A 23,618-nucleotide genomic window follows, 5' to 3' on the forward strand; every position below is an offset into this window, starting at 1 on the left:
ATCCAATCAAACTCGTCTTTGGTGCCAGATCTGATTCCAATTTGTATCAGGTTTTCAGCCCCAATAAGATTAGTTACAAGTCTCATTACTGAGGCATGAGATAAACATTCACCTAAATATTCTTCCCTGAGATCAGCATGAGCATCAAAATGGATTATAGCTAAATCTGGATATTTTTCTGTATAAGCCTGAATGGCAGGATAAGTTACAAGATGTTCTCCACCTATTCCTAACCACTGTTTTCCAGCGTCAAGAGTTTCCCTTGTAGCCTGGTTTATGAGATTCAAACACTTATCTCTATTACCTAAAGGAAGATCCAGTTCACCTGCATCGTAAAAAGCGACTTCTGTAAGTTCTTTATTTTGGTATGGAGAATAATCTTCTAATCCCCAGGCTGCTACTCTTATCATTTCAGGACCAAAACGGGTTCCTGGCCTGTATGAACAAGTTCCATCATAAGGCAAGCCAACCATTACCCATTTAGACTTATCAAAATCCTCACAGGCTCCCGGCCAGTTTCTTGATAGGAAAGGACCGCTTAACACAATATTGAATCCTTTTCTCCTGTTAATTCCTTAACAAAATTAGGAAGAGCAAAAGCAGCTTTATGAATTTCTCTATTATAATGCTTTGTTGTTTTTTCTATCTGTGCTGCCAAAGCATCGTTTATATTATCAAATGGATTAACATCACAGGAACAGTAAGCCCAACTCCAATAACCGCCGGGATAAGTTGGAATAGGTCCAAGATAAGGTTTAACTATAGGGAATACCTTTCTTAATAAAGCATACATTAAGTTTATTTCTCTTTTATCTGCAATTGGAGATTCACTTTGAGCTACCATTATTCCGTTAGGTTTCAATGATTCTTTAACATCAGTATAAAATTCTTCTGTAAATAAGCCTTCACCAGGGCCAAGAGGATCAGTTGAATCTATTAAAATTACATCAAATACATTCTTTTGCTCAGCTATATAAGCAACTCCATCACGTACTTGAATTTCAACTTTTGGATCATCTAATTTACCAGCTATTGTAGGAAGAAATTTCTTGGAAACCTCAATAACCTTACCATCAATCTCACATAATACAGCACGCTTTACTGATGAATGTTTCAGAACTTCTCTAATTGTTCCACCATCACCACCACCAATTACCAGCACTTGTTCAGGATTTGAGTGGTTTAGTAAAGGAATATGGCTTATCATCTCATGATAAACAAATTCATCCTGCTCCGTTGTCATTACCATTCCATCTAAAAGTAATACTCTACCGAAGCCCTCTGTATCTATAATATCAATTGTTTGAAATTCTGAGACCTCATGACATAAGGTTTCTTTAACTTTAATGGTAATTCCAAATTTATCATCATGTCGCTCTGTATACCAGAGATCAAATTCCACTTAATTGCCTCCTATGCAATAAAACTGCTATTTGAATGCTATCTTTGTTCTTTTATCTCAAAAGGAGTAACAAGAACTTCATTTTCAGTATTTAAAAGGCCACGCTTTAACTCAGAATAAGACGCTGATTGAGCATTAAATTCTTTTCTAAGATATTCATATGCAACTTTAGGATCACAACTTTCACCACAGGTAAAGAGATCTACAGCTGCATAACCCAATTCAGGCCAGGTATGAATTGCCAAATGAGATTCAGAAATAATTACCACACCACTAACACCATAAGGGTTAAACATATGGAATTTTTTCTCAACAACAGTAGCGCCACACTCTGTAGCAGCATCTACCATCATTTTTTCTATCAATTCAATATTATTAAGTACATTAGAGTTGCAACCATAAAATTCAGCTAGTATATGTCGTCCTAAATAAGCACATTTCTGATTTATCTTTAAAGTTTCTAATTCTGCTTGCACCTTCAATCCCTTGCTCCTTTTGTAAAATACGATGATACACTACATCTGGGTCTTACTGCATATTACTTTTACATAAACAAAGGTTCTAATTCCTTATCTTTCATCATTTTTTGAGACATTGCTAATAAAATTATCATGGAAATCAATGTTTATCAACAAATCTATACTTTCTTATAAAGACGGCCTGAAAGTTTTACGGCCTTTATATTTTAATAAATATAAACAGCTGGAAAACTGTTCCAGAGATTAGAATATTTATTAGTTTTTTTACTAAAATTTACAAAAGCAAAAAAGAGCTGCTTAACCTAAATCGCTAGTTAATTTGAGTAAAAAATTCTCAAAACACCCACCCACAACCACTCATAGGTAGCAAAGATGCTTCGCCTCTTTTGCAATTCTCTATAACTTTTGAGAATTTTTTACTCAATATTCGTGCTGGTTTTAGGCAATTAGCAATTCGGGTTGATTATAATTCCATTTTCTTAAAGGCCATCTCAAAACGTTTATGCCAGGTATGATCTCTTAGACATCTCTCATAACCGGCTTTACGTATGGCTTCACGTTCATTATCATTTTTTAAGTAATATTTTATCTTTTCAGCTAAGTCTTCTTTGTCTTTATAACAAACTATTTCTTTTCCTATATCAAAAAATTCTTCAAGCTCTTCCATATATTCAACCATATAAAACCCGCCGCTCATTGGAACTTCAAAATCTCTAAGGCGTACCTGAAGAATTCTTTCTTCTCTTATATGAGTATCTCCACAGGAAGAAAATCCAAGGTTAATTTTTGAGCGACTATACGTTTTTATCATTTCTATATCAGGCAAAACCTGACCGGTTCTATTATACGGAAGTTTTATTTCAGACTCATTTACTTTTTTAAATGAAGACTCTATTAATTCCAATAACTCTCTTAATATTCCAAGACTGGCATGCTTTAAGCCTTTAGTTGATAGAGATTTTATACGTCCAAGAGCAGAATAATTCTGCCAACCTGAACCCCAGACTTTTATATCGATATCCTGATCAAGAATATACTTGACATACTCGGGACGCTCCCCATAAGCCTGCCCTATAAATGTAACATCAAACTCATAAGGAAGATCATAAGGCTTATAAATATTTGGATTTGCTGCTTCCTGGCAATAAATAGGTTTTGCTCCCATATTTTTATAGTCTTCCATCCGAAATTTTTCCGGTACAAGACACCAGTCATAATGAGGAGATATTTCTTTTACAAGATGCAGCTGATATGAACCATTACAATACCAATTAACTGTCTTAATCCCCATCCTTTTGATTTCATCTATTGTTTCAGGAAAAACACAGGCATCATAAAAATAGCTGAAAAATAAATCTACAGGTTTTTCATCATGAGCTTTTTTTATTTGATTTAAAAGTTCTTTGGATAATTTGAGTCTGTTTCTGCGAATAAACTTATTTTGCTCATAATTCGCCGGATCAAGATTTTTAAAAGTTTCTCTTAAATTATAATCAAACTCAATAACCTCATGTCCCATATCAACCAAGGGCAAATACAGGTTATTTCTCCATAAATCTGAATTAAAATCTGGATTTGGCGATGTATCAGATGCATAAAATATTCGCATTTATTATCCTTTTAAAGTTCTTATGCAACAGACAAATTATTTAACTCCATGGCAAAATGATACCATTTATAATTCCAATTAACATCCTTATTTTTAAGTAAAATTAAGTCTATACTAGCCTTTTCATGAATAATAAATGTTAATTTTCATTCATACAGGCCTAAATAATAGCAATTATTAATAAAAATTATACTTTTTATAAGTAAGTAACAGTGTTACAAGATTAAATTTTTGTCTCAGAGGGGTTATGAGTTCAAAAAAAATACATATTTCCCAATTTGATTTTCAAAGTCTTAACCAATCGACAAAACTAACCAACTCTTTTGCAGATCAAAACCAAGATAAGACTTTTGATCTGCAAGAAATAAAAACCTTAGCAGCATTAGTTTTTTCGTGCTTAGGGTCAAAAACTAAAATTTCTAGTTATGATCAGCCTAAAAAAAACGTTAATAACCGTGATTATAAAGATATTGAAGCGCAAAAATTCATAAAAAACTTTCATCAAATAGACAAAGGATATTTTAGAGGTGCTGTTCCAAACATTAAAGGCATTGAGTTTTTAATTGAATATAAAAACGTAAAAACCGTGATTGATTTAAGGTACTTTTTCAAGAACAATAAGCAAAAACAAGAAAATATAATAAGAAATTCCGGTTTAAACTATATCAGTATACCGATGTGCCCTATAGTTCCACCTGGAATTAAGCAAATACAATATTTTTTAAGTATCGTTAATAATCCTGTTAACCAGCCTGTTTATGTTCATTGCCGTGAGGGTAAAGATAGAACAGGTATAATGACAGCTATATACAGGGTTAATAAGTATAATTATTGTTTTGATAAAGCTTTTTCAGAAATGCTAAAATTTGGTCATCACGCCAACCTTTTCCCATTGCTAAAAATATGGCTGTATAACTATATAGATGGTCATAAGAAACAAATTTCAGGAACTCAGTTTAGCCATGCTACAAGCTAGTACTTTGTTTCAATTATTTACATTGCTGGTGCTAACGCACATAATTAAGTCATCACTGGAATAATTGATGACTAAGAAAAAGTGACTCTGCCACCTCACAATGATAGAGGTATTATTGGAATGATTGATGACTGAGAAAAGTGACTTTGTCACCTTCAAATTGACGTGGTGCATGGGTTTCCCCCGTAGACCTCACTTTGCATAATTAATTGGTCAGAGTAATAGTGGGTTGCTACAAACTACAAATCTCTTAAATTTTATATTGCGGCAATACCAGTTTCACCTGTTCTTATTCTTATTACTTCATCTATTGAAGAAATAAATATTTTCCCATCTCCAATTGTGTCTGTTTGAGCTTTTTCCACTATTATTGAGACAGCTTTGTCAAGTAATTCATCTGATACTACTATTTCTAATTTTACTTTTGGAATAAAGGGAATATGATATTCTGCCCCTCTATAAAACTCAGTAAACCCTTTTTGTCTTCCAAAACCTTTTACTTCAATAACCGTCATGCCCTGTATACCTATTTCATTCAGGGCATCTTTTACTTCGTTTAACTTGAAAGGTTTTATTATTGCTTCAATCTTTTTCATTGCTTTCTCCTGTAATTAAATTTATTTCTAATACAATTTTGTGATCGAAATATAATTAATCGAGCCGACTATAAACTGCGAGCCGAGATAATTATACTTTAGATATAAACTTATTAAATTGTATAACTTCTTTCACCATGTTGACTTAAATCAAGACCAATAGACTCTTCTTCATCCGTCACCCTAAGTCCCATTATTATATCGAGGATTTTCATTATAATAAAGGTAACTCCAAAAGAATAAGCCCAGACAACAAGTGCTGTTATGAATTGTATAAAAAGTAAATTGGGATTTCCATAAAATAAACCATTATTTCCTAGGGAATTAACCGCTGTTGTAGCAAATAATCCAGTAGCAATAACTCCCCAGGTACTACCTACTCCATGAACGCCTACAACATCAAGAGAATCATCATACCCAAACTTTGTTTTCAAGTTTACTGCTAAATAACATAATATTCCAGCAATTAATCCTATAATTATAGAAGCTGTTAAGTTAACAAAACCGGCAGCAGGTGTAATTGTAGCAAGACCAGCAACAGCACCAGATACAGCGCCTAAAGCTGTAGGTTTACCTCTGTGTACCCACTCTGCAAATATCCAGGATAATGCAGCAAAAGAAGCAGCGATATGTGTAACAACAATAGCAGATGTTGCAAGTGCACCTGATGTTATAGCACTTCCTCCATTAAAACCAAACCAGCCAAACCAAAGTAATCCTGTCCCTGTAATGGTAAAAATAAGATTGTGAGGAGGAATTGCTTCGGCACCATAGCCTTTTCTTCTTCCGACAATAAATGAAGCAGCTAATGCAGCGGCACCAGAACTGATATGTACAACATAACCACCAGCAAAATCAAGTGTACCAAAATTTCTTAGCCAGCCACCAACTCCCCATACCCAATGGGCAACGGGACAGTAAACAAAAGTTATCCAAAATACAAGAAATACCAGATAAGTCCTGAACTTAAATCTTTCAGCAAAAGCACCTGTTATAAGAGCAGGTGTAATAATTGCAAACATCATTTGGAATAACATAAAAGCTTCATGTGGAATTGTAGCAGCATAATCAGGATTTGGAGCCTGTCCCACTCCTCTTAATCCTGACCAGGTTAAATTTCCTATAAGATGATTCATATCAGGGCCAAATGACATACTATAACCGTATAACACCCAGACCGCTGAAACCACACTTATAGCTATAAAACTTTGCATAACTGTACTAAGAACGTTCTTGCTTCTTACCATGCCGCCATAAAATAGTGCAAGACCAAATGTCATTAATAATACAAGAGCTGAAGAAACTAGAACCCAGGTTGTGTCTCCTGTATCTATAGTTGGCAGCTTAAGAGAAGCAGTAGTATTTTGGGCTGGATTTGGCGGAGTTACTATAGCAGGAGTAGTCATTCCCACTTGTGATTGATCTGCTGCCAATACTGCATCTGAAAACTTGAACATACCTGTTATAAAAAGAGTGCTTAATATTAAAACAGTTAAAATAATAAATTTTGGGTTTTTAAGCATACTAAAAATATGTTTAAAAAAAACTCTTATCATACTTCCTCCATAAAAATTTTGTTAAAATTTGACAAAAATTGAGACAAGATTAAATAATTTTTAGTAAAAAATACTAAAATTAGCCTTAATTTTTTCAAAAATTGTTGTAAAACTATTAATTTTAAGATATAAACGTAGAATATTAATAAAATTCTTGGCTACAAAATAATTTTAATTTTGTAGCTTTTTTTAAAAGCTATAATTTGAAATAAAAACCTCCTTTTCTTTCTCCAATGATCATTGAGCTAGTATACTAAAAAAACTTGTATTAAAAAAGAAGAATTTAGAACCTGTCTAAAAAATTATAATAAGGACAGCGTAAAAAATACTTACGCATTTTTTATTGCGTCCTTAATTAGCGCTGCCAATTTTGATTCTGATTTTGTATGAAAAATGGTTTTATTGAGGGTGTAATAATCTTAAAAGTAGATTGACACAATAATTTTGAAGACTTATGAAACATAACCCTAGTACTCTGACCAATTAATTATCAGGGTATATCATATCTTTTGAGCCAAGCTCTTAAATTTTTTCCAAACTTAAGAGATCCTTTTTAATCATTAGATAAAGATTTAAATTAAATACTGCATCAAAGAGGGCATGGTGTTTTTCTACTCCTAAAGCAAGAGCTTTAGTCCTGTTATCAGCTTCTTTTGTTAATTCCTCTTTTAGTTCTTTAAATTTTTTACTGTGTTTTTCGGCAAGTAAATACATAAAACTGTTTAATTCTATGCTTTTTCCGCTAAGCCTGTTAGAAAGAAGAGGCATCCATCTATGTATAAACTGCATATCAAATCCTGCGATATTTAAACCAATAGGAATAGGCTTAATATCTGATTTGTAGTATTTTTTGATGAAACTAACAGCTTCTTCATCTGTTTTTAAAAGCGAAATTCTGTTTGACTGACTTGTAAAATCAAAACCATTAACTTCTATTGCGCTTGGCATAATAAGTAATTCATTATATTTAATTTCTCTATAAAAGCTTTGATAATCTTCAAGACCATTTAGTGAAATTACAATTCCAATAGACAATATAGAATGTTTTATCGGATCTGTACCCGAGGTTTCTATATCCAGAAATAATTCTTGCATATAAAATTCCTTTAATTTTCCAATTTAATCAGGTTTTAAAAGTTTACTCAAAATAAAGTTTATTGATTTTTTAGGACAGATAAATATCTTTGTCATTACTCAATATGACATTAAAACAATAACTTGCTATGGGACTGTTTGTTGTTTTTTTAATAACTCTATTATCTTAATTCTTCTTTCGAATGACATTTTTAAAAAAATAGGTAATAGTAATTTCGATAAAAAAGTTGGTAACAAGTTGATTGATATGAGAAAAAACTTCTTAATATTAAATTTTGCTGTTTTAATGTCTCTATTGTTAAATCCCATGGGACAATACAGCTGTTTTGCTGTTTCTCTATCAGCAAGTGTAGAAAAAGAACACTATATACAATTTGACAAAACAAATACAGTGGTGGATTCTTTAACAGGAAGACCTGTATCTGGAGCTAGCGTAAGTATTCCTTCAAAAGGTGTTATTTCCAGGACAAATGAAAATGGCCAATTTAATCTTAATGTAAATTTGCAAGGACCCACTATTCTTTCGATAAATGCACAAGGATATAAACCTTTTTCACTCACAATAACTGAAAATGGGGCAACAAAACCATTAACCATTGGTATAACTAAAGAATCAGGAAAAGAGTTAGTTATAGATGCTAGTCTGCGCCATTTGGGAGATAATGTTTTTTCAAATGAATCAGCAAATGCCGAGGATTTTCGCTTGAATTCAACCGGTTCATATTTTCATAAAGAGTTTTACCTTGATAATTTAGAAGAAAAAAAGAATGTTTTTTTAAAAATAGGTTCAATTATTGGCGTAGATACTGAAATTGCCAGAAAGCTAAATCAAGGAACAGCTAAAAATGGTATTAGTTCTCCCACAAAAATTTATTTGAATTCATACCAAATAGGAGAATTAAAAATTAATGGTGATAATCAAGAAATATTTATACCTTCACATCTTTTAAGACCAAACAACCACAATCAGTTAGTTATAGAAACAGGAAAAAACTTATATTCCAGAAAAAGAATTGACTATGATGATATCGAATTCATAAATTTGATACTGGAATTTAAGTAATATTTTAATAGTCTAGCCAGAATAACCATTTATTTAGAATAAATTTATTTTATAATGCTTTAACTTTTGATAATTTTGGAGGAATAAACATGAAAATCCTCTTTTGTGCAGATGGATCTGAAGCATCTTATTATGCCATAAGAAAATCATTACCTTTTTTACATCGTAATGATCAAATAGATATCATACATATTATAGATTGGGGTCTTTTGCCTACTTATGTAACTTTTCCGGCAGAAGAAGAAATAAGATATCCTGAAGAAAAAAATATAGCTCAAAAAATTCTCGATAAAGCAATAGAATTAATTGAAGCAGAAGGTTATTCAGTTAGAAAAGCTGATTATTTTCATGGAAAACCAGCCAAAATTATTCTTGAAGTAATTACTGAAGAAGGATATGACATTGTTGTTCTTGGTTCTCATGGGAAAAAAGGAATAAGAAAATGGCTTGGAAGCGTAAGCAGAAAAGTTGTAACTAAATCAAGTATTCCAATATTGATAGTCAGGCCTCCTGATGAACCTGAAAAAGGTGTCTTTGTTGGAACAAAAGATGTTTTGTTTGCTGTAGACGGATCAGAATATTCTTACCACGCTGTTAAACAAGCTATATCTATCCTAAATTTAGATAACAGCTCAGTTGAGATTACAACCATAAGACCCGGGGCAGAGTCATTACCTTTAGAGATAACCATGGATAATGAATGGCTTCAGGACTGCCTGAGAAAACAAAAAGAAATAGCTAATGAAATTCTTGAAAATACAAAATTAATTCTTCAGGAACATAACATCCCCGTTAAATCAGCCTTTTCTTTAGAAGGAAATGCTGCAGATGTTATATTGAATTATATCGAAGAACATAAACAGGATTTAGTAGTTATGGGATCACATGGAAGAGAAGGAATATCTGATTTTTTACTTGGTAGTGTAAGTAAAAGGGTATTAGATTATGCAACAAGCCCTGTTTTAATAATTCCAATAAAAGGAATGTCTATTCATAAATAATAAGTTTATTTAAGCAGTTTATAGAGATTTGGTCAGATATATTTGTGAATAAATATATAAATTTTATTTAAATCAAAGTTCATAATTTATTAAGTTTTATTAGTTATATTATAGTGTTTATAATTGTTCTATCAATTTAAAGTTAATAAGTTTTTAGATATTTATTAAAAAAAATATTATAATAATATTCCAAATTCTTATTGAAAATTAAAGACATATTTATTATGCTTATTATAATTACTGGATATTTCCATATTTTAATAGCGGATCGTAAAACAGATTTATCTCAAAATTATGTATAATACTATTCTTACTTAATAATAAGAATAGTAAAAAAACCAAATTTTAGAAAAAGGGTTATAAAAAACATATAAAAAGTAAAAGTTAAAGTTTTATTAATAATAAAAAAACAAAAAATTGAAATTTTAAATAAATAAATGCTATGGTAAAAACAGATATAAATTTAATTAAACAAAAAGCAGTTAAGGTATAGTTTAAGTAAGATTATTTGGAGATATAAACAAAAAAACATTGGAAAGTACAAAGGTTAAATTGGTGAAATTTCTAAAAAGTGTAGTATTAAATTGTTAATGACAGGGAAAATGAAAAGGGGTATTATGACTACTTACTTAGTTCAAACAAATGACAATACCGGCTTAGATCCAGATAAGCCAATGTTTCCTATCAGCGTTGTAGCTGATATTCTACAGGTTCATCAAAGAACACTTAGAATTTACGATGATGAAAATATTTTAGTTCCATCAAGATCACCTAAAAATCGTAGATTATATTCTTTTAACGATATTGAAAGAGGTAAATTTGTTCAATATTTAACAAGAGAATTGGGAATTAATCTTGCTGGAATTAAGATTATCTTCCATCTTTTAGCTCAACAACACATTGATCCGGCTAATTATACATATCATATAGGTGAGATAGCTAAAGAGTTAAATATTTCTCCTGAAACTCAAGAAGAAAACAGAATTAAGCTTTCAAGAAGAGGCAGAAAATCAAATAAATCTAAAGCAGAAGAATAAAAAGATTTATACGAATAAAAGAGACTACTTAAGTAGTCTCTTTTATTAATTTTAAAATTGCAATTTTATATATTATTATTTACCAGAGGAATGTTTTGATCATTATTAGTTGTATCTAATGTAATTATTTGAGGTTCACTGTTAACTGAATAAGATGATATTTGTTGAATTATCTGGTTAATATTAGTGTTGGTAAAATATGTTCCATCAGCGAACATAACTTTTTCTACCTGATAGTTAGCATTTCTGAACCATTTATTGATATTAATACTATCACTTGAATTATTTATACTTATTATCATATTTTCAGAATTATTAGGATCTTTCTTGAAAGAAACATCATTCTTGGTAACACCAAGTCCGAAAGCTATAACATCATTACCTTTTTCATCGGTTATATTATCCTGTCCGTCTCCTTTGCTGAAAAGATAAACATCATTTCCTGTATAATCCATAACTCTGTCACCACCTTTTTTAAGGTAGTATACATCATTACCGGCATAACCCTTAGGATAGTTATACCCGTCTGTACCTGTTACAGTGGGAGTAAATCCCTGAGATGCCCAAAGCCCAAGATCAGTTCCTGAAGGTGAGTCAGAAGGCGGTGGCGGAGGAGGTGGATCAGAAGGTGGGTTATTTCCTGATATTATCTGGTTAACTTGTTGAGAGGTGATTTGGCTTTTATCCCATAATTCAAATGTTTCTATTTTGTAATTTGATGCTACAAGCCAGTTTTTTATAGTTAGAGAGTCATAAGAACCATATTTAAATGTTACAACAAGGTCATTTTCAGATTTATTAAAAATAAGATCATCTCGTGTAATCGATCTGCCAAATTTAACAGTATCATTACCACCCATATCAAGAATAGTATCGTGGCTATCTCCCTCATTGTAAATATATCTGTCATTACCGGCTCTATCTTCGGTATAATCAATACCCCAGCTCATATATATTTCATCATTACCAGTGCCTTTATTAATGACAGTATCATTCCCTGATGATGCTTCTATTATATTATTTCCGCCAGTTGAGACAAAGTAATCATTTCCCTGCATAAGATAAATTAGGTTATTACCCTGACCAATTTTAACATTATCACTACCTTCTGTATAAACTAAAACCCTTGTATTGTAATCAATCAATCTATCAACATCAGCACTGGTAAGAATAGTTCCATCCTCAAATGCCCATCTTTCTATTTTATATTTTGGATCAGGCCAGAACGCAATTTCCGGTTTATCTGTTGTATCTTGTATTCTTGGCATCAGATAACCACCCTTGGTAATATAAAATTTTATATCTTGGGCTTTAATACCGTCCTTAAACGTAATGGTATCAAACCCTCCAGCGTCGGTATAAGTAGGTTGCCCATATCCATAACCAAAGATATAGGTGTCATTGCTGTTGGAAAAATCATAAATTAAATCACTTCCCCCTTTACTGTCTATAGTGTCATTTCCAGCTGTTCCATAAATTCTCTCATATCCGGGTTTTCCTACAATATAAGCCATTTTAAAACCTCCATTTCTCCTCTATTAATCGAAAAGTATTATCATTTCTAAGAAAATGCCATTTGCCTAATACTGTCCTGAGTAATATTTGGATCAATTAAAAACTCTTCATTAGATTTATTCGTAACATTTGAGATTATCGGACGAAATTTACCATTTTTTTCGGGTTTAATCTCATTAAGATGTTCAAATTTAATGTTTATCTCTGATGAACCCATTAATTCATATAATAATTTTTCTATACTTTGTTCATTTTCAGAGATAAAATTTTGCTCAGATACCAGTCTTACAGTGATTTCAGTTAGACTTTCCTGTATTACTTGATATTGTTTAACACCTTTAGTAGCATCAACAATATACCAGGCTAATGTAACTCCTGATATTATTTTTCCTGTGGAGGCAAGGAAATTATCGCTAACCCTTCCAACTTTAAGCTCTATTACTGGATAGGGTAAACCACAATCACACTGTTTATCTGTGGGAGCTGCGGTATCTCCAATCTCATAACGTAATAACGGCATGCTTGTCATATAAAGTGGCGTGCAAATTATCTTTTTTATTTCAGAATTACCTGGAATATCCTCAAACTCTACTAGTATCTCGTCGCTATTTAAATGCATGCTGCCATTCTTACATTCGTGAGCAATACAGGGAATTTCAGAGCATCCATACTGATCATATACGGGAGCATTAAAAGCTTGAGAAATAATCTGTCTTTTTCTTAAAGGTTCTGCTGTAGAAAAAACACCTTTAATTCCCTGTATATTGATATTATTTTCTACAAGAAATTCAGAAAACTCTCCAAGTAAGCTGGAATAACCATAAACTTGAATGGGCTTAAAAGATTTTATTAGGTTTACCCATTTAAACATATTATTTTTAGAGATATTCTTTGTATCAATAAGAAGTCTTCTTTTCAACCATAAAGATAATCTGCCTTTTATTTTATCTAACTCGGTAATATGTCTTGTATCGGAGACGAACCAAACAGATTTATGCCAGGGTTCCCATCCACACCAAGCATTGGATCTGTATCTTAGTGCAAAGGCGTATTCCTGATCATCAAAACTTCTTGCAAATTTCAATGGTTCCCCTGTTGATCCGCTTGTTGCTTCCCAAAAAAGTTTTTCTTCAGATGATTTAGGATCAATTAACTTGGTATGACTTTCTATGATATTTCGTTTCGTTAATTTGGGAATTTTAGAAAAGTCATGCCTTGATTTCATATTTTGAGGATGAAAATCAATATCTGTAAATATTTTTCTGTAATATGGAATATTGTAATAACAGTGAGTAACTAATTTTTTTAGTTTATCCCATTGAAGTTCCTGTATATAATCACTACTTAAAGAATCTACTCTCTTTAAATTTTTATAATAATCAAATCTCTTTAAATTTTTACATTTAAAATATGCCAAAGCTATGGCTAGATCAAAATTATAATTCAGCATGGGTTTTTAGAGTCCTCATATTCAAATCTTTTTGCTACTAATAAGTATACATAAGCAATTAAATAGATATTTCAAGGCGTTATGACAGACATAAATAATGTATCACTGTTAACAAGTTACTTGTCTTTGTATACGATCATACGCAATATAACTCTATGCTATACCTATAAATACAATTCTGCCTTTTTAGGTTTGTAATATACATCACATTAAATACCCCCCTCTTCCAAATCTTAATTTATTAATTTACTAAAAAGATGAAAAATATATTACCTGATTTTCCTATATTTTGTTTTTTAATTGCTAAAGACCACTAATATAACCGGTTAGGTAATATATTTTTCTAATACAAATTACCTAGAATTCAACTTATGTAAGAGAATTTGAATAATAATTTTAGCTATATAGGAGATAAAGACTTATGAAAAGGGGTTTAAGCTTCTTACTTGCACTACAAATATTGTTTTTAATCACCCCTGCATCGAAAGCCGATAATTTATGTTTAAATGATTGTATATTAGAGAATGAATCTATTAAAATATCCTGTAAAGATGAATTTGGTAATGAAATACCTTATCTAAAAGACTCTGGTCTTAGTGGTGGACAAATAACAGGAATTGCAGCTGCAGGAACAGGGCTATTTACGCTAGGTAGTATTTATTGGAAAAAGAAACATGATTATACTAGAAAATATGATTTAATAGGATATTTAGAATCTGGTAAATCAATGAATAACACTGAATTTGAGAATTATATATCAAAATCTACCGAGAGGCTAAAGCTTCTTCCGGTTATTGCAAAAAAACTGGATTATCAAGATTCAGATAATGTAAAACCAGTAGCATTATTAAATACTAATAACAACAAAAAAATAATAAATAGAAAGAATGAATGGTTTTATCTGTTTGAAGATTCTCAAATACAAGACAAATCCCTACATATGTATTCTTTAAAATTACCTCCTGATCTAGCAAATTCTTCTGAAAAAATAACCGTTAATACCATTCTCATTACTGATATGCCTGTTAATACAAAGCTAAATAATGATAATATTGATTTTCATATCTTTGAAAAGTCCAGTGCAAATAAAATAGCAAAAACTTTTGTTGCAGAAAAGTTCAATCATTCTGGCGAATTTAAAGAAAAATTAAATATAAAAAACTTAGAGTTATCAATTGATAATAGAAAACAGGTTTTCATTCAAAAAGAATTTAAATTAAATAAAGTTAACTCTCAAGAGCCAATCATTCTTGCTGTATCAAACTTGAATAAATCTAAAAAACCAGAGCAAAATCTAAATCAGCAGAATTATGCTGTTATTGTTAAAGTAAAAAAGAGTTAATAATAGGACTTATATAAAATAATTAAAGGGGATAAAAATCTCCAACCTGATTTTTCTTTTAAAAAAGAAGTGTCAGCATATTATCATATGCTGAGAATATGGAAAAAGTTTCACACGGTAAATTAACGAGATTTTAAATTTAACTAAAAATAGGAACTCTTTTATCTACAAAAGCACTAATTCCTTCTTTTGCATCATCGGAACTGACTGCTTTTATAAAGTTTTTAACCTCAATTTCATCATCTATTAACTTACTTGTAAGCTGATTAATTGTATCTTTAATAAGCCAAAGCGATTGCGAGGATTTATGACTTAATTTTTTACAAAATTCCATTGACCTTTTATTAAACTCGGAATCTGCATAAATTTCTGCAACAAGACCTACAACTAAAGCTTCCTGAGCATCAAGATCTCTTCCTGTCGCTACAATTTCAAAAGTTTTCTTTTTGCCGATTGATTTTATAAGTCTTTGAATTCCGCCATAACCCGGAATTAAACCAATATTAATCTCTTTTAAACTAAACTGAGCTATATCTGATGCCAAAATTAAATCACAGGCCAAAATAATCTCAAAAGCGCCCCCGACAGCTAAACCGTCTACCCCAGCAATTACAGGTTTTTTAAGTGATTCAATTCTCGTTAAAAGAGAACGGGTTTGTTTAAGTATTTTTTCAAATTCCAGTGGATTTTCTTCAATAAGTTGGAACTTTTTATCGTATTCTTTCAGGTTTACACCTACAGAAAAAATTTTAGTGTTATTTTTTGAAACAGAACAATTGGATTTTAGAAAAATAATCCTTATTTTCTCATCTGATTCGAATAATTTTAAAGCATAATCAAGTTCTTTAAAAGTATCGTAAGATATAGCATTTTGAATATCAGGGCGATTTAAAGTAATAATGCCAATATTTTCAGCTTTTGATAAAGAAATTTTCTTGAATTCTAAATCCATTTTATCAGACATCCACCTTATTTTTTATTGGATACTAATTAAATTACACTATTTACAAGTAAGATAAATCATATATTTGAATGATGGTTTAAATCCCTGATAAGCCTTTATATTCATCCCATGGAGGATGTTTCAAGCTAGGATTTATGACAGACTTATATATAACTGGGGGCTGGAGACTTTTAGAATCTTATTGAATGGATGGAGCCACTTTATTTATGAATGTTAACGAAGAATGTCTGCTTCAATTTCTTGAAAATCCTGGAAGATTAGAATTAACTACAAAAGAATTAAAAAGAACTATTTTTATTCAAAATGATAATATTATCTTAAGTAACAAAAGTTTGAGAGAGAGATTAAAATTAATTAATGCCTGATAAACCCCAAAAAGTGGTTTATATTAAACATTCTAAACAGGGATTGGGTTCAATCCCTATAGGGGCTGAAGGAGATGTTTTATTATTTATAAAACATCCCGTAACCACAAAATTATTAGTGAATTTTCATATATATGGTAAAGCAATAGTACCTTTAAGTAGCGTAAAAAGAGTTGAGGAAGAAGATGTTTAAAATAAAAGCGTTTTTAAACAGCAAAAATCTTAGATATTTAATTTATTTTTCATTAATTGCTGCAATGATTTCTCTTTTATGGGGAATTGGGCAATTTTTTAATGTAAACCAGTTTTTTGAGTCTGTAGAGTTGAAAACGCTTGATTTCAGATATAACATGCCAAATAAAGTTGTTAAACACAATTCAAATATTGTTATTTTAAGTATTGACGACACAAGTCTTGAAATTTTGCAAGATGAATTTGGAGTTTGGCCATGGAATAGAAGTGCTTATACAAAAATCATTAATTATCTTGAATCCGGTGGTGTTGATTCAATTGTTTTCGACCTTATGTTTACTTCTTATCACAATGGTCTTGAGCAAATTGATAAGGAATTTATTAAAACATTAAATAACTATGATAATGTGTACGTGGCTATGAATTTTGATGATAGAGAGAACAATAGATCCCCTGTTTTACCTGATAAAATAAAAATACAAGTAGAAAATCATAGTCCGGTAGTGAACTTTGCAAACTTTACTTATGCGAATTGCCGTCTAATTATGGATGGTATTATTAATTCTACTTCAAATATAGGAATAACAAATTATTTAAGAGATAAAGACGGTATTAGCAGGCATGCCCCTTTATTTGTCAAATATCAAGATGATTTTTATCCATATTTAGGTTTTAAAGCGGCTTATGAATATCTTAAGAAAAAAGAAAACCTTGATACGAACAAATTTTTTATAAACAAAAATAATGAATTAATTCTTGGAAAAAGAAAAATACAACTAAATCAAGATGGTCAAATACTGTTAAATTGGTATGGACCTGAAAGAACATTTGAATATATACCTTTTTATGAAGTTATTAAATCTATTAATAATATTAAAGAAGGTAAAAAACCTATAAAACCAGCTGATTACTTTAAAGATAAAACTGTATTTGTTGGAGTAACGGCAAATTCTATGTTTGATATTAAAAGTATTCCTTTAAGCAGGATATATCCAGGTGTAGAAATCCAAGCAACAGCTTTTAATAACTTAGTAGATGGTAATACAATAAGAAAAGTAAGCTCAAATACTGATTTTATAATCTGTATTATATTGAGTCTTATTACAGGAATACTGGTAATAAAACTGCGATCTGTAATAACCTCGTCATTAATGGTTATAGTAATTGCTACTCTTTATATAGCTTTGGCTTCTATTTTATTCAATCGTAATTTTATCTGGATAGGTATTTTTAATCAGATAATTGTGATTACTCTTACATTTATCTTTATGTACATTATTAAATATCTTATGAAATCAAGAGATTTTGAATATACATATAAATTAGCGACTACAGATGGCCTCACAAGTTTATATAATCACAGATATTTCCAGGAAAATCTTGAAAATGCAATAAGAAAAGCTCAAAAGAACAATTCAAGTTTCTCATTAGTATTTGTTGATATTGATTTCTTTAAGAAATTCAATGATACGTATGGGCATCAGGCAGGTGATATGGTCTTAAAACTTGTAGCTCAAATTCTTAAGAGTTCAGTAAAATCTTCTGACTTTGTTGCCAGGTATGGCGGAGAGGAAATGGTTGCTATTTTATATAATACTAATACGGATAAAGCTTATAATATTGCTAGCAGATTATGTAAAACAATTGATTCAAAGAAATTTAAATTATCTGATGGTGTAGAAGTTGGAGTCACGATTAGCTTAGGAATTGCAACTTATCCAAAACATGGAGCAGTACCGATGGAATTAATCGAATTTGCTGATCAGGGTTTATACAGAGCAAAAAGAGATGGAAGAAATCAAGTCGGCAAACTGGAAGACGAGCCTCAAATTAACCCTGATGAGCCAAAGCCCGAACACGCTTAAATAGTTTTAAAGAAGGGTTTTTAGTTTTTCTATATCCATGTTATTCCGAAGTTCTTTGGGTTTTTCTCAAGAGACGACGCTAATAAGATGTCGGAACAAGACCGACATCTATCTGGCTAACAATACTAGCAAAATGTTGAAACAAATTTCATCTTTTTTATTCAGGATTTTTTTATTTCTTGCTCGAATCCAACAATTTCAAAGGAAATATCCTGTAAATCAAAATACATATTCCAAGCCAGAATGCTCCAAGACTAAATCCTCCAAGAACATCTGATGGATAATGAACACCTAGATATACCCTACTTAAGCCTATTAATAGAATTAATGTACTAAAAAATATGTAAGAAAACCTTCTTAACCATTTATTTTGTATATATCTAAACGAGAGATAAATTAAAACCCCATAAAAACATATGGCAATCATGGCATGCCCTGAAGGAAAACTAAACCCTTCAACCTGAACAATAGGAGTTCCAACAACAGGTCTTGCTCTGTCAAAGAAATTTTTGATTATTATATTTAAACAAAAACCCCCTCCTGTGGATATTAATACCAATAAAGCTTCTTTTATATGCTTAAAGAATAAGAATCCTAATATTATTGGAATTAACAAAAAGCTTACATATTCTGCTCCTAATCTTGTTATGAAAATGGCAAATGTAGTTGAAGACGATGAAGCTATGTTATTTAAAAAACTAACGATTATTTTGTCATAATAAGTGATTTCATCTCTAGTAACCACATCAATAGCTATATCAATAAAGCTCCATAAAGATATAATCAAAAACAAAGTAACAAAAAAATAGCTCGATTTAACCCATTCTTCAAGCAGAAAAAGAACTTTAAGAAAGAAATTCTTAAAAGCCATAAGAAAAAATACACCATTTAACCAGTAGGTTGGGTCAAAATTATTTTGACCCAACAAATACTTGTTTTTTATTTAACAGCAGAAATATAAGCTGAAAAAGACTTAACTGTTATAACCTTACCGTCTAATTCTAATTTTAATTTTTCAATGTATTCATTCATTTCTTCTTCACTTAAATACTGCAAAAATCTTTCTTTCATAGATAAAACGCCAGGTCCTGGAGGTACATTAAACCATGGATCTATCATATTTGCAGTAACTGTATAACTGGATTGTTCGGTATTTACATCTAAATCTATGTTTTTAAAGCCGGCAGCTTCAAAATCTTTAATTAAGCTCTTGTCATCAAAATTTGTTAAAGAATCATTTTCTTTTGTCATTATTTTGATTTCAGCTTCTTTTAGTTTTTCATAATTTGGAAAATTAGCCGGATTTATAAGTTCATAATATCTGGTATTAGATTGAATAATAGGCTCAAAAATAGAAATTCTTCCTTCGGGTTTTAAAATTCTGTAAAATTCTTTGATTGCACTGAGTTTATCAATAATATGAACAAGAACCGATCTCATAACTACTACATCAACTGAATTATCAGATAAATTAATATTATCTGCGCTTGATAAAAGAAATTCAATTCCTTCAGTTATATTACAGGCTTCAACTATTTTCTTACATTCATCTATACAATCCTGATAACCATCAGACATTATCACTTTGCCTGTATCTTTAAGAATGTCATAAGCTCCAAAAGCAAGTAAACCTGTGCCTGTACCAATATCAATAATTGTATCTCCAGGTCTTAAGTTAGCTCTATTTAATATTTTGTCCCTAACTAAAACCAACCATCTTACTGTTTGCTCTCTTTGTTCTTCATTTAAATATGAAAATCTTGATTTTTTTAGCCATTCTGCCCAGGTTTTAACTGTTTCTGACATTTAATACTTACCCCCATATTTTGAAAGTCTTAATTATTGTACACTCTCAAAAGGTTTTCCACAATTACTGCAAAAGCTTGAATTTCTTTCAGATTTTGTTTCACAGAAAGCACAAGCTTTATAAATTTTACCGGGTTTGCTTATAAATTCTTCCTTTTTTTTAAATGCAGACTTTATATTTATGATTTTACTTAGATTTTTATAAATGATTAATCCTATTAACAGGAATAAAATAGCTAAAAACCAGAATTTAAATAAAAATAAGAGAAGAAAAAATCCAAATATAAGAGAAAAGCATCCAAAACCATTGTTTAACATGATTATAATCACCTCTAATTAATATTATAGGTTAGCCAAGAAAAATTATTTATAAAAGACCTTTGATTTATATAACTTTCTTTAAAATCTTTTTATCCTGTCTATGTTTTAGCATTGTTTAAATTAGGGTTTTAAATAAAAATACAATTAGTATTGTAACAAAAGTTAACAATATAATACTAATGATTATAATGCTGTAATAAGCTTGGAGAAAGAGATTTACATGATTTTAATTTAGAAGATAAAATTGGATAAGTTTATCTAAATTTGATCTGTGGCTTGTCAATCTCAAAAATATCTATATAATAAAGGTTGTAACTATTATTTGGGAGGAAATCCTATGAATAAAGAAGAATTAGTAAAAGAGATTTCAAAAAAAGCTAAAGTATCACAAAAACAAGCTTCCGAAATCATTTCCTTAACCTTAGAAACAATTGAAAAAACAGTTTCTAAAGGTAAAAAAGTAACATTAGTTGGTTTTGGAACATTTGAAGCTCGCAAACGTGCAGCTAGAACCGGCAGAAACCCACAAACAGGTAAAGAAATTAAAATTCCTGCTAAAACAGTTCCTGCTTTCTCAGCTGGTAAAAAATTCAGAGAGTTAGTAAACAAATAGACTTTTCTATTTCAAAAGTTTTTCAAAAGCCCGAAGAATTTATTCTTCGGGCTTTTGAGCTTTGCATTGCAAATTTTAAAAGAATGTTTATTGTTCAATAATAAGGGGTAAATATTATAATAAGTTGTTCATTTTTCTAGAAACTACATTTATACTTAAATATAAGGACAGTGAAAAAAATCATTAAGGATTTTGATAAAAAATCCGTTATGATTTTTGTAGGTAACATAGTCACATTATTAAGTCCTCAATTATTTCAATGTGTACTTATATTTGTGCCTTTGGCACTTCCTGTAACCAACCATTAATCGAGTAATAATATATTGAAGGATGTACTAACTATGACAAATCGTCGCTGGTATGATCAAGATCCGCTTTTAAAAGAAGCAATGGAATTATTGAGTTTATCTTCTGAAGAAGAAAAAGGACAAGCTGCAGATTTTATTATGAAGTTGAAAGAGCAGGTTGCAGCTGAAGTTATTGAAAGAGTTTATGAATCTGTGTCAAAATATTTTATGAAAGGTAATAGATGGTACGATAGAGACCCTGTTATGATAAAAGCAATGGAATTACTTAGGGTAGCTCCTTCCCATATACAAATAGCTGCTGCTAAAAAACTTTTAAATGCGCTTAGTCGTGGCGAAATGAGTGAATTAGTAAATGAAATCAAACAAAAAGAAGAAAATAACGATTAAATGGTAAGATCAAAACTAAAAGACGTTCAAAACCAAAAGGATCATAGGGGTATAGATATCCAAAAAGTTGGTGTCCGAAATGTTGAAGTTCCTCTTAATATCCTAAGAAAAAATGATAAAGAGCAAATTGTAAGTGCAAAAGCTACTATGAGTGTTTCTTTACCAAAAGATTATAAAGGCACTCATATGTCCAGGTTTATTGAAATTCTTAGTGAATGGGGCCAGAGAAATCTGCTTGGTGTAGATTTAAAAGGTTGTTTAGTTGAGATTACAGATAAACTTGACGCAGAAAGCGCAGAATTAAAGTTCAATTTTAAATATTTTATTGATAAAAGAGCTCCTGTAAGTGAGCTTGTCTGCCCAATGGGATATGATTGCTCCTTTGAGGGAATATTAAAAAATAAAGAAGATTATACTTTTATTTTAGGGGTAAATGTTCCCGTAACTACTTTGTGTCCTTGCAGTAAAGAAATTTCCGAATATGGTGCTCATAATCAGAGAACTTTTGTAAAAGTACGTATAAGCTATGATGTTAATTCTATTGTCTGGATTGAGGATCTTGTTGAATTAATTGAAAAATGTGGCAGCAGTCCTGTATATCCTCTTTTGAAGAGAGAAGATGAGAAGTTCGTAACTGAGCTTGCATATAATAATCCAAAATTTGTAGAAGATGTTCTCAGAGATGTGGTTTCAAAGATTAAAAATATCAAAGAAATTCATTGGTTCGAAGTAGATTGTGAAGCGCATGAAAGTATTCACAATCATTCTGCCTGGGCATATCAGGAAGAATTTGTGGCTTCTTAAGAGGCTTTATCTGGTTTATCTTTTTGATTCCCATCTAGAAAGTGTTGAAATGTACTAATAATCATGCATATACATGATTAATTTTTGGTTGTTTTTACATGGCTTGAGTATTAACTTATTTTACAAAAAAGCAATTTTTTCGTGAAGAAATTTTTTTTATATATATAGCAAGTTTAATGGTTCGAAAAAGCTTTTATAAAATGAGGGTGTTTCTATGACTTTTCATTTTCGTACAGATTCTAGCTTCTTTTTAAGAGAAGTTTCTGAAAGAAAATTACGTAGATTGGCTGAATTAGCTCATCAGGATCCATTGCCTCTTGTTAATGCCACTGAAAACGGTTTTTTTAATAGTATTAGACAAAAAGCTAAAGATATACTGAAAATAGAACGTAGTAGAGCTAAAACAGAAAATATCAGACAATGTTTTCATCATGCAATTAAATTACTAAATGAAAATGGCTAATTTCGTTGTTATTAAAGATTCTTTTAACAAAATTTTTTGAAGAAATAAACAGAACTTCATGTCTAAATATTAATATTCGTACGCTTTAAAATTAAATACGTATAAGCATTCTTAAATCGAGAATTTTCTTAAGGGAGACTATGTTCCTTTAAAAAAATTCTCGATTTAATACGTATTCCTATGATTTTTAAGATGACTTATAAAAAATTTTTGTTATCTACTTAGTTAATTAAATTAACTAAGAGTGGGATTAAATCTACTTTTTAGGAGATTATACTTTGAGTATAATTTTTTAGTATTTTTAATTCCCATAAGATAATAAAGGTAAAATAATGGAACTGGATGAAACATTAAATATAGTCTGTAAGGATATATTGAGCTTTTTTGATATTGATAGGGTTGATATAAT

24 protein-coding genes and 1 pseudogene (1 of these 25 only partly in view) are annotated in these 23,618 nt (G+C 30.5%); 12 read left to right on the forward strand and 13 right to left on the reverse strand.

All coding sequences use genetic code 11. The features are described 5' to 3' along the window. From A2255_08370 to A2255_08385, 4 genes and pseudogenes are all read right to left on the reverse strand, one after another. Positions 1-545, reverse strand: a pseudogene (locus A2255_08370) (agmatinase); it reaches 304 nt to the left of the window's first position. Continuing rightward, the gene (locus A2255_08375; protein ID OGI17470.1) at positions 539-1,402 is read right to left on the reverse strand and encodes a spermidine synthase; all 864 of its coding nucleotides are present in this window, start codon (positions 1,400-1,402) and stop codon (positions 539-541) included. The pseudogene A2255_08370 and the gene A2255_08375 overlap by 7 nt, the downstream one beginning before the upstream one ends. Before the next feature lie 38 nt (positions 1,403-1,440). Continuing rightward, positions 1,441-1,851 carry an S-adenosylmethionine decarboxylase proenzyme gene (locus A2255_08380; protein OGI17492.1) on the reverse strand — a complete coding sequence of 137 codons (411 nt, stop codon included), beginning with the start codon at positions 1,849-1,851 and terminating at the stop codon, positions 1,441-1,443. Between the two features lie 493 nt (positions 1,852-2,344). Then, positions 2,345-3,490 carry a hypothetical protein gene (locus A2255_08385; protein OGI17471.1) on the reverse strand — a complete coding sequence of 382 codons (1,146 nt, stop codon included), beginning with the start codon at positions 3,488-3,490 and terminating at the stop codon, positions 2,345-2,347. A gap of 247 nt (positions 3,491-3,737) precedes the next feature. On the opposite strand from A2255_08385, the gene A2255_08390 reads away from it, so the two are divergent. Then, positions 3,738-4,466 (forward strand): hypothetical protein, encoded by a 729-nt coding sequence (locus A2255_08390; protein OGI17472.1) that lies wholly within the window; start codon positions 3,738-3,740, stop codon positions 4,464-4,466. Positions 4,467-4,723: 257 nt separating this feature from the next. On the opposite strand, the gene A2255_08395 is transcribed toward A2255_08390, so the two are convergent. The 3 genes from A2255_08395 to A2255_08405 all read right to left on the reverse strand — a co-directional run bounded on the left by A2255_08395 (position 4,724) and on the right by A2255_08405 (position 7,713). Next, positions 4,724-5,062 carry a transcriptional regulator gene (locus A2255_08395; GenBank protein ID OGI17473.1) on the reverse strand — a complete coding sequence of 113 codons (339 nt, stop codon included), beginning with the start codon at positions 5,060-5,062 and terminating at the stop codon, positions 4,724-4,726. 113 nt (positions 5,063-5,175) lie between these two features. Then, entirely contained in the window at positions 5,176-6,396 is a 1,221-nt protein-coding gene (locus A2255_08400; GenBank protein ID OGI17493.1) for an ammonia channel protein, read from the reverse strand. A 744-nt stretch (positions 6,397-7,140) separates the two neighbouring features. After that, complete coding sequence (locus A2255_08405) at positions 7,141-7,713, reverse strand: hypothetical protein (protein ID OGI17474.1); 573 nt, start codon at positions 7,711-7,713, stop codon at positions 7,141-7,143. Positions 7,714-7,951: 238 nt separating this feature from the next. Between A2255_08405 and A2255_08410 the strand changes: the two genes are divergently transcribed. From A2255_08410 to A2255_08420, 3 genes are all read left to right on the forward strand, one after another. Next, positions 7,952-8,776, forward strand: a complete 825-nt coding sequence (locus tag A2255_08410) for a hypothetical protein (protein OGI17475.1) — start codon at positions 7,952-7,954, stop codon at positions 8,774-8,776. A gap of 89 nt (positions 8,777-8,865) precedes the next feature. After that, positions 8,866-9,777, forward strand: coding sequence for a hypothetical protein (locus tag A2255_08415; GenBank protein OGI17476.1), 912 nt, complete (start codon positions 8,866-8,868; stop codon positions 9,775-9,777). Between the two features lie 617 nt (positions 9,778-10,394). Next, the gene (locus tag A2255_08420) at positions 10,395-10,814 is read left to right on the forward strand and encodes a hypothetical protein (GenBank protein OGI17477.1); all 420 of its coding nucleotides are present in this window, start codon (positions 10,395-10,397) and stop codon (positions 10,812-10,814) included. A gap of 65 nt (positions 10,815-10,879) precedes the next feature. Here A2255_08420 and A2255_08425 read toward each other — a convergent pair whose 3' ends face one another. Both A2255_08425 and A2255_08430 read right to left on the reverse strand, forming a co-directional pair. Beyond that, positions 10,880-12,328, reverse strand: coding sequence for a hypothetical protein (locus A2255_08425; protein ID OGI17478.1), 1,449 nt, complete (start codon positions 12,326-12,328; stop codon positions 10,880-10,882). Between the two features lie 47 nt (positions 12,329-12,375). Then, positions 12,376-13,779: a hypothetical protein gene (locus A2255_08430; protein OGI17479.1), complete on the reverse strand. Its 1,404-nt coding sequence runs from the start codon at positions 13,777-13,779 to the stop codon at positions 12,376-12,378. A 421-nt stretch (positions 13,780-14,200) separates the two neighbouring features. On the opposite strand from A2255_08430, the gene A2255_08435 reads away from it, so the two are divergent. Beyond that, entirely contained in the window at positions 14,201-15,121 is a 921-nt protein-coding gene (locus A2255_08435) for a hypothetical protein (GenBank protein OGI17480.1), read from the forward strand. A 139-nt stretch (positions 15,122-15,260) separates the two neighbouring features. Here A2255_08435 and A2255_08440 read toward each other — a convergent pair whose 3' ends face one another. Continuing rightward, the gene (locus tag A2255_08440) at positions 15,261-16,085 is read right to left on the reverse strand and encodes a hypothetical protein (GenBank protein ID OGI17481.1); all 825 of its coding nucleotides are present in this window, start codon (positions 16,083-16,085) and stop codon (positions 15,261-15,263) included. A gap of 185 nt (positions 16,086-16,270) precedes the next feature. On the opposite strand from A2255_08440, the gene A2255_08445 reads away from it, so the two are divergent. The 3 genes from A2255_08445 to A2255_08455 are packed head-to-tail and all read left to right on the forward strand — an operon-like array spanning position 16,271 to position 18,507. Continuing rightward, positions 16,271-16,450, forward strand: a complete 180-nt coding sequence (locus A2255_08445; protein OGI17482.1) for a hypothetical protein — start codon at positions 16,271-16,273, stop codon at positions 16,448-16,450. Beyond that, positions 16,443-16,643, forward strand: a complete 201-nt coding sequence (locus tag A2255_08450; GenBank protein ID OGI17483.1) for a hypothetical protein — start codon at positions 16,443-16,445, stop codon at positions 16,641-16,643. Before A2255_08445 ends, A2255_08450 begins: the two co-directional genes overlap by 8 nt. Further along, entirely contained in the window at positions 16,636-18,507 is a 1,872-nt protein-coding gene (locus A2255_08455; protein ID OGI17484.1) for a hypothetical protein, read from the forward strand. The genes A2255_08450 and A2255_08455 overlap by 8 nt, the downstream gene beginning before the upstream one ends. Positions 18,508-18,679: 172 nt before the next feature. Here A2255_08455 and A2255_08460 read toward each other — a convergent pair whose 3' ends face one another. From A2255_08460 to A2255_08470, 3 genes are all read right to left on the reverse strand, one after another. Then, the gene (locus A2255_08460) at positions 18,680-19,378 is read right to left on the reverse strand and encodes a hypothetical protein (GenBank protein OGI17485.1); all 699 of its coding nucleotides are present in this window, start codon (positions 19,376-19,378) and stop codon (positions 18,680-18,682) included. A 68-nt stretch (positions 19,379-19,446) separates the two neighbouring features. Next, positions 19,447-20,313 (reverse strand): hypothetical protein, encoded by an 867-nt coding sequence (locus A2255_08465; protein OGI17486.1) that lies wholly within the window; start codon positions 20,311-20,313, stop codon positions 19,447-19,449. A gap of 33 nt (positions 20,314-20,346) precedes the next feature. Beyond that, on the reverse strand, positions 20,347-20,631 hold the full coding sequence (locus tag A2255_08470) for a hypothetical protein (GenBank protein OGI17487.1): 285 nt from the start codon (positions 20,629-20,631) through the stop codon (positions 20,347-20,349). A 340-nt stretch (positions 20,632-20,971) separates the two neighbouring features. Between A2255_08470 and A2255_08475 the strand changes: the two genes are divergently transcribed. From A2255_08475 to A2255_08490, 4 genes are all read left to right on the forward strand, one after another. After that, positions 20,972-21,247, forward strand: coding sequence for a DNA-binding protein (locus A2255_08475; GenBank protein ID OGI17488.1), 276 nt, complete (start codon positions 20,972-20,974; stop codon positions 21,245-21,247). A gap of 341 nt (positions 21,248-21,588) precedes the next feature. After that, the gene (locus A2255_08480) at positions 21,589-21,942 is read left to right on the forward strand and encodes a hypothetical protein (protein OGI17489.1); all 354 of its coding nucleotides are present in this window, start codon (positions 21,589-21,591) and stop codon (positions 21,940-21,942) included. Continuing rightward, a complete protein-coding gene (locus A2255_08485; protein OGI17490.1) occupies positions 21,943-22,746 on the forward strand; it encodes a GTP cyclohydrolase in 804 nt (267 codons plus the stop codon). 214 nt (positions 22,747-22,960) lie between these two features. Then, positions 22,961-23,209 carry a hypothetical protein gene (locus A2255_08490; protein OGI17491.1) on the forward strand — a complete coding sequence of 83 codons (249 nt, stop codon included), beginning with the start codon at positions 22,961-22,963 and terminating at the stop codon, positions 23,207-23,209. The last annotated feature ends 409 nt before the right edge of the window (positions 23,210-23,618 follow it).

The organism is Candidatus Melainabacteria bacterium RIFOXYA2_FULL_32_9 (assembly GCA_001784615.1).
In the GTDB taxonomy this organism is placed as follows: domain Bacteria; phylum Cyanobacteriota; class Vampirovibrionia; order Gastranaerophilales; family UBA9579; genus UBA9579.

Bases quoted from the DNA above. Each gene is read 5' to 3' on its own strand.
- A2255_08385 (OGI17471.1), bottom strand. From the start codon at position 3,490: ATGCGAATATTTTATGCATCTGATACATCGCCAAATCCAGATTTTAAT.
- A2255_08390 (OGI17472.1), top strand. From the start codon at position 3,738: ATGAGTTCAAAAAAAATACATATTTCCCAATTTGATTTTCAAAGTCTT.
- A2255_08395 (OGI17473.1), bottom strand. From the start codon at position 5,062: ATGAAAAAGATTGAAGCAATAATAAAACCTTTCAAGTTAAACGAAGTA.
- A2255_08405 (OGI17474.1), bottom strand. From the start codon at position 7,713: ATGCAAGAATTATTTCTGGATATAGAAACCTCGGGTACAGATCCGATA.
- A2255_08415 (OGI17476.1), top strand. From the start codon at position 8,866: ATGAAAATCCTCTTTTGTGCAGATGGATCTGAAGCATCTTATTATGCC.
- A2255_08420 (OGI17477.1), top strand. From the start codon at position 10,395: ATGACTACTTACTTAGTTCAAACAAATGACAATACCGGCTTAGATCCA.
- A2255_08425 (OGI17478.1), bottom strand. From the start codon at position 12,328: ATGGCTTATATTGTAGGAAAACCCGGATATGAGAGAATTTATGGAACA.
- A2255_08430 (OGI17479.1), bottom strand. From the start codon at position 13,779: ATGCTGAATTATAATTTTGATCTAGCCATAGCTTTGGCATATTTTAAA.
- A2255_08435 (OGI17480.1), top strand. From the start codon at position 14,201: ATGAAAAGGGGTTTAAGCTTCTTACTTGCACTACAAATATTGTTTTTA.
- A2255_08440 (OGI17481.1), bottom strand. From the start codon at position 16,085: ATGTCTGATAAAATGGATTTAGAATTCAAGAAAATTTCTTTATCAAAA.
- A2255_08445 (OGI17482.1), top strand. From the start codon at position 16,271: ATGGATGGAGCCACTTTATTTATGAATGTTAACGAAGAATGTCTGCTT.
- A2255_08450 (OGI17483.1), top strand. From the start codon at position 16,443: ATGCCTGATAAACCCCAAAAAGTGGTTTATATTAAACATTCTAAACAG.
- A2255_08455 (OGI17484.1), top strand. From the start codon at position 16,636: ATGTTTAAAATAAAAGCGTTTTTAAACAGCAAAAATCTTAGATATTTA.
- A2255_08460 (OGI17485.1), bottom strand. From the start codon at position 19,378: ATGGCTTTTAAGAATTTCTTTCTTAAAGTTCTTTTTCTGCTTGAAGAA.
- A2255_08465 (OGI17486.1), bottom strand. From the start codon at position 20,313: ATGTCAGAAACAGTTAAAACCTGGGCAGAATGGCTAAAAAAATCAAGA.
- A2255_08470 (OGI17487.1), bottom strand. From the start codon at position 20,631: ATGTTAAACAATGGTTTTGGATGCTTTTCTCTTATATTTGGATTTTTT.
- A2255_08475 (OGI17488.1), top strand. From the start codon at position 20,972: ATGAATAAAGAAGAATTAGTAAAAGAGATTTCAAAAAAAGCTAAAGTA.
- A2255_08480 (OGI17489.1), top strand. From the start codon at position 21,589: ATGACAAATCGTCGCTGGTATGATCAAGATCCGCTTTTAAAAGAAGCA.
- A2255_08485 (OGI17490.1), top strand. From the start codon at position 21,943: ATGGTAAGATCAAAACTAAAAGACGTTCAAAACCAAAAGGATCATAGG.
- A2255_08490 (OGI17491.1), top strand. From the start codon at position 22,961: ATGACTTTTCATTTTCGTACAGATTCTAGCTTCTTTTTAAGAGAAGTT.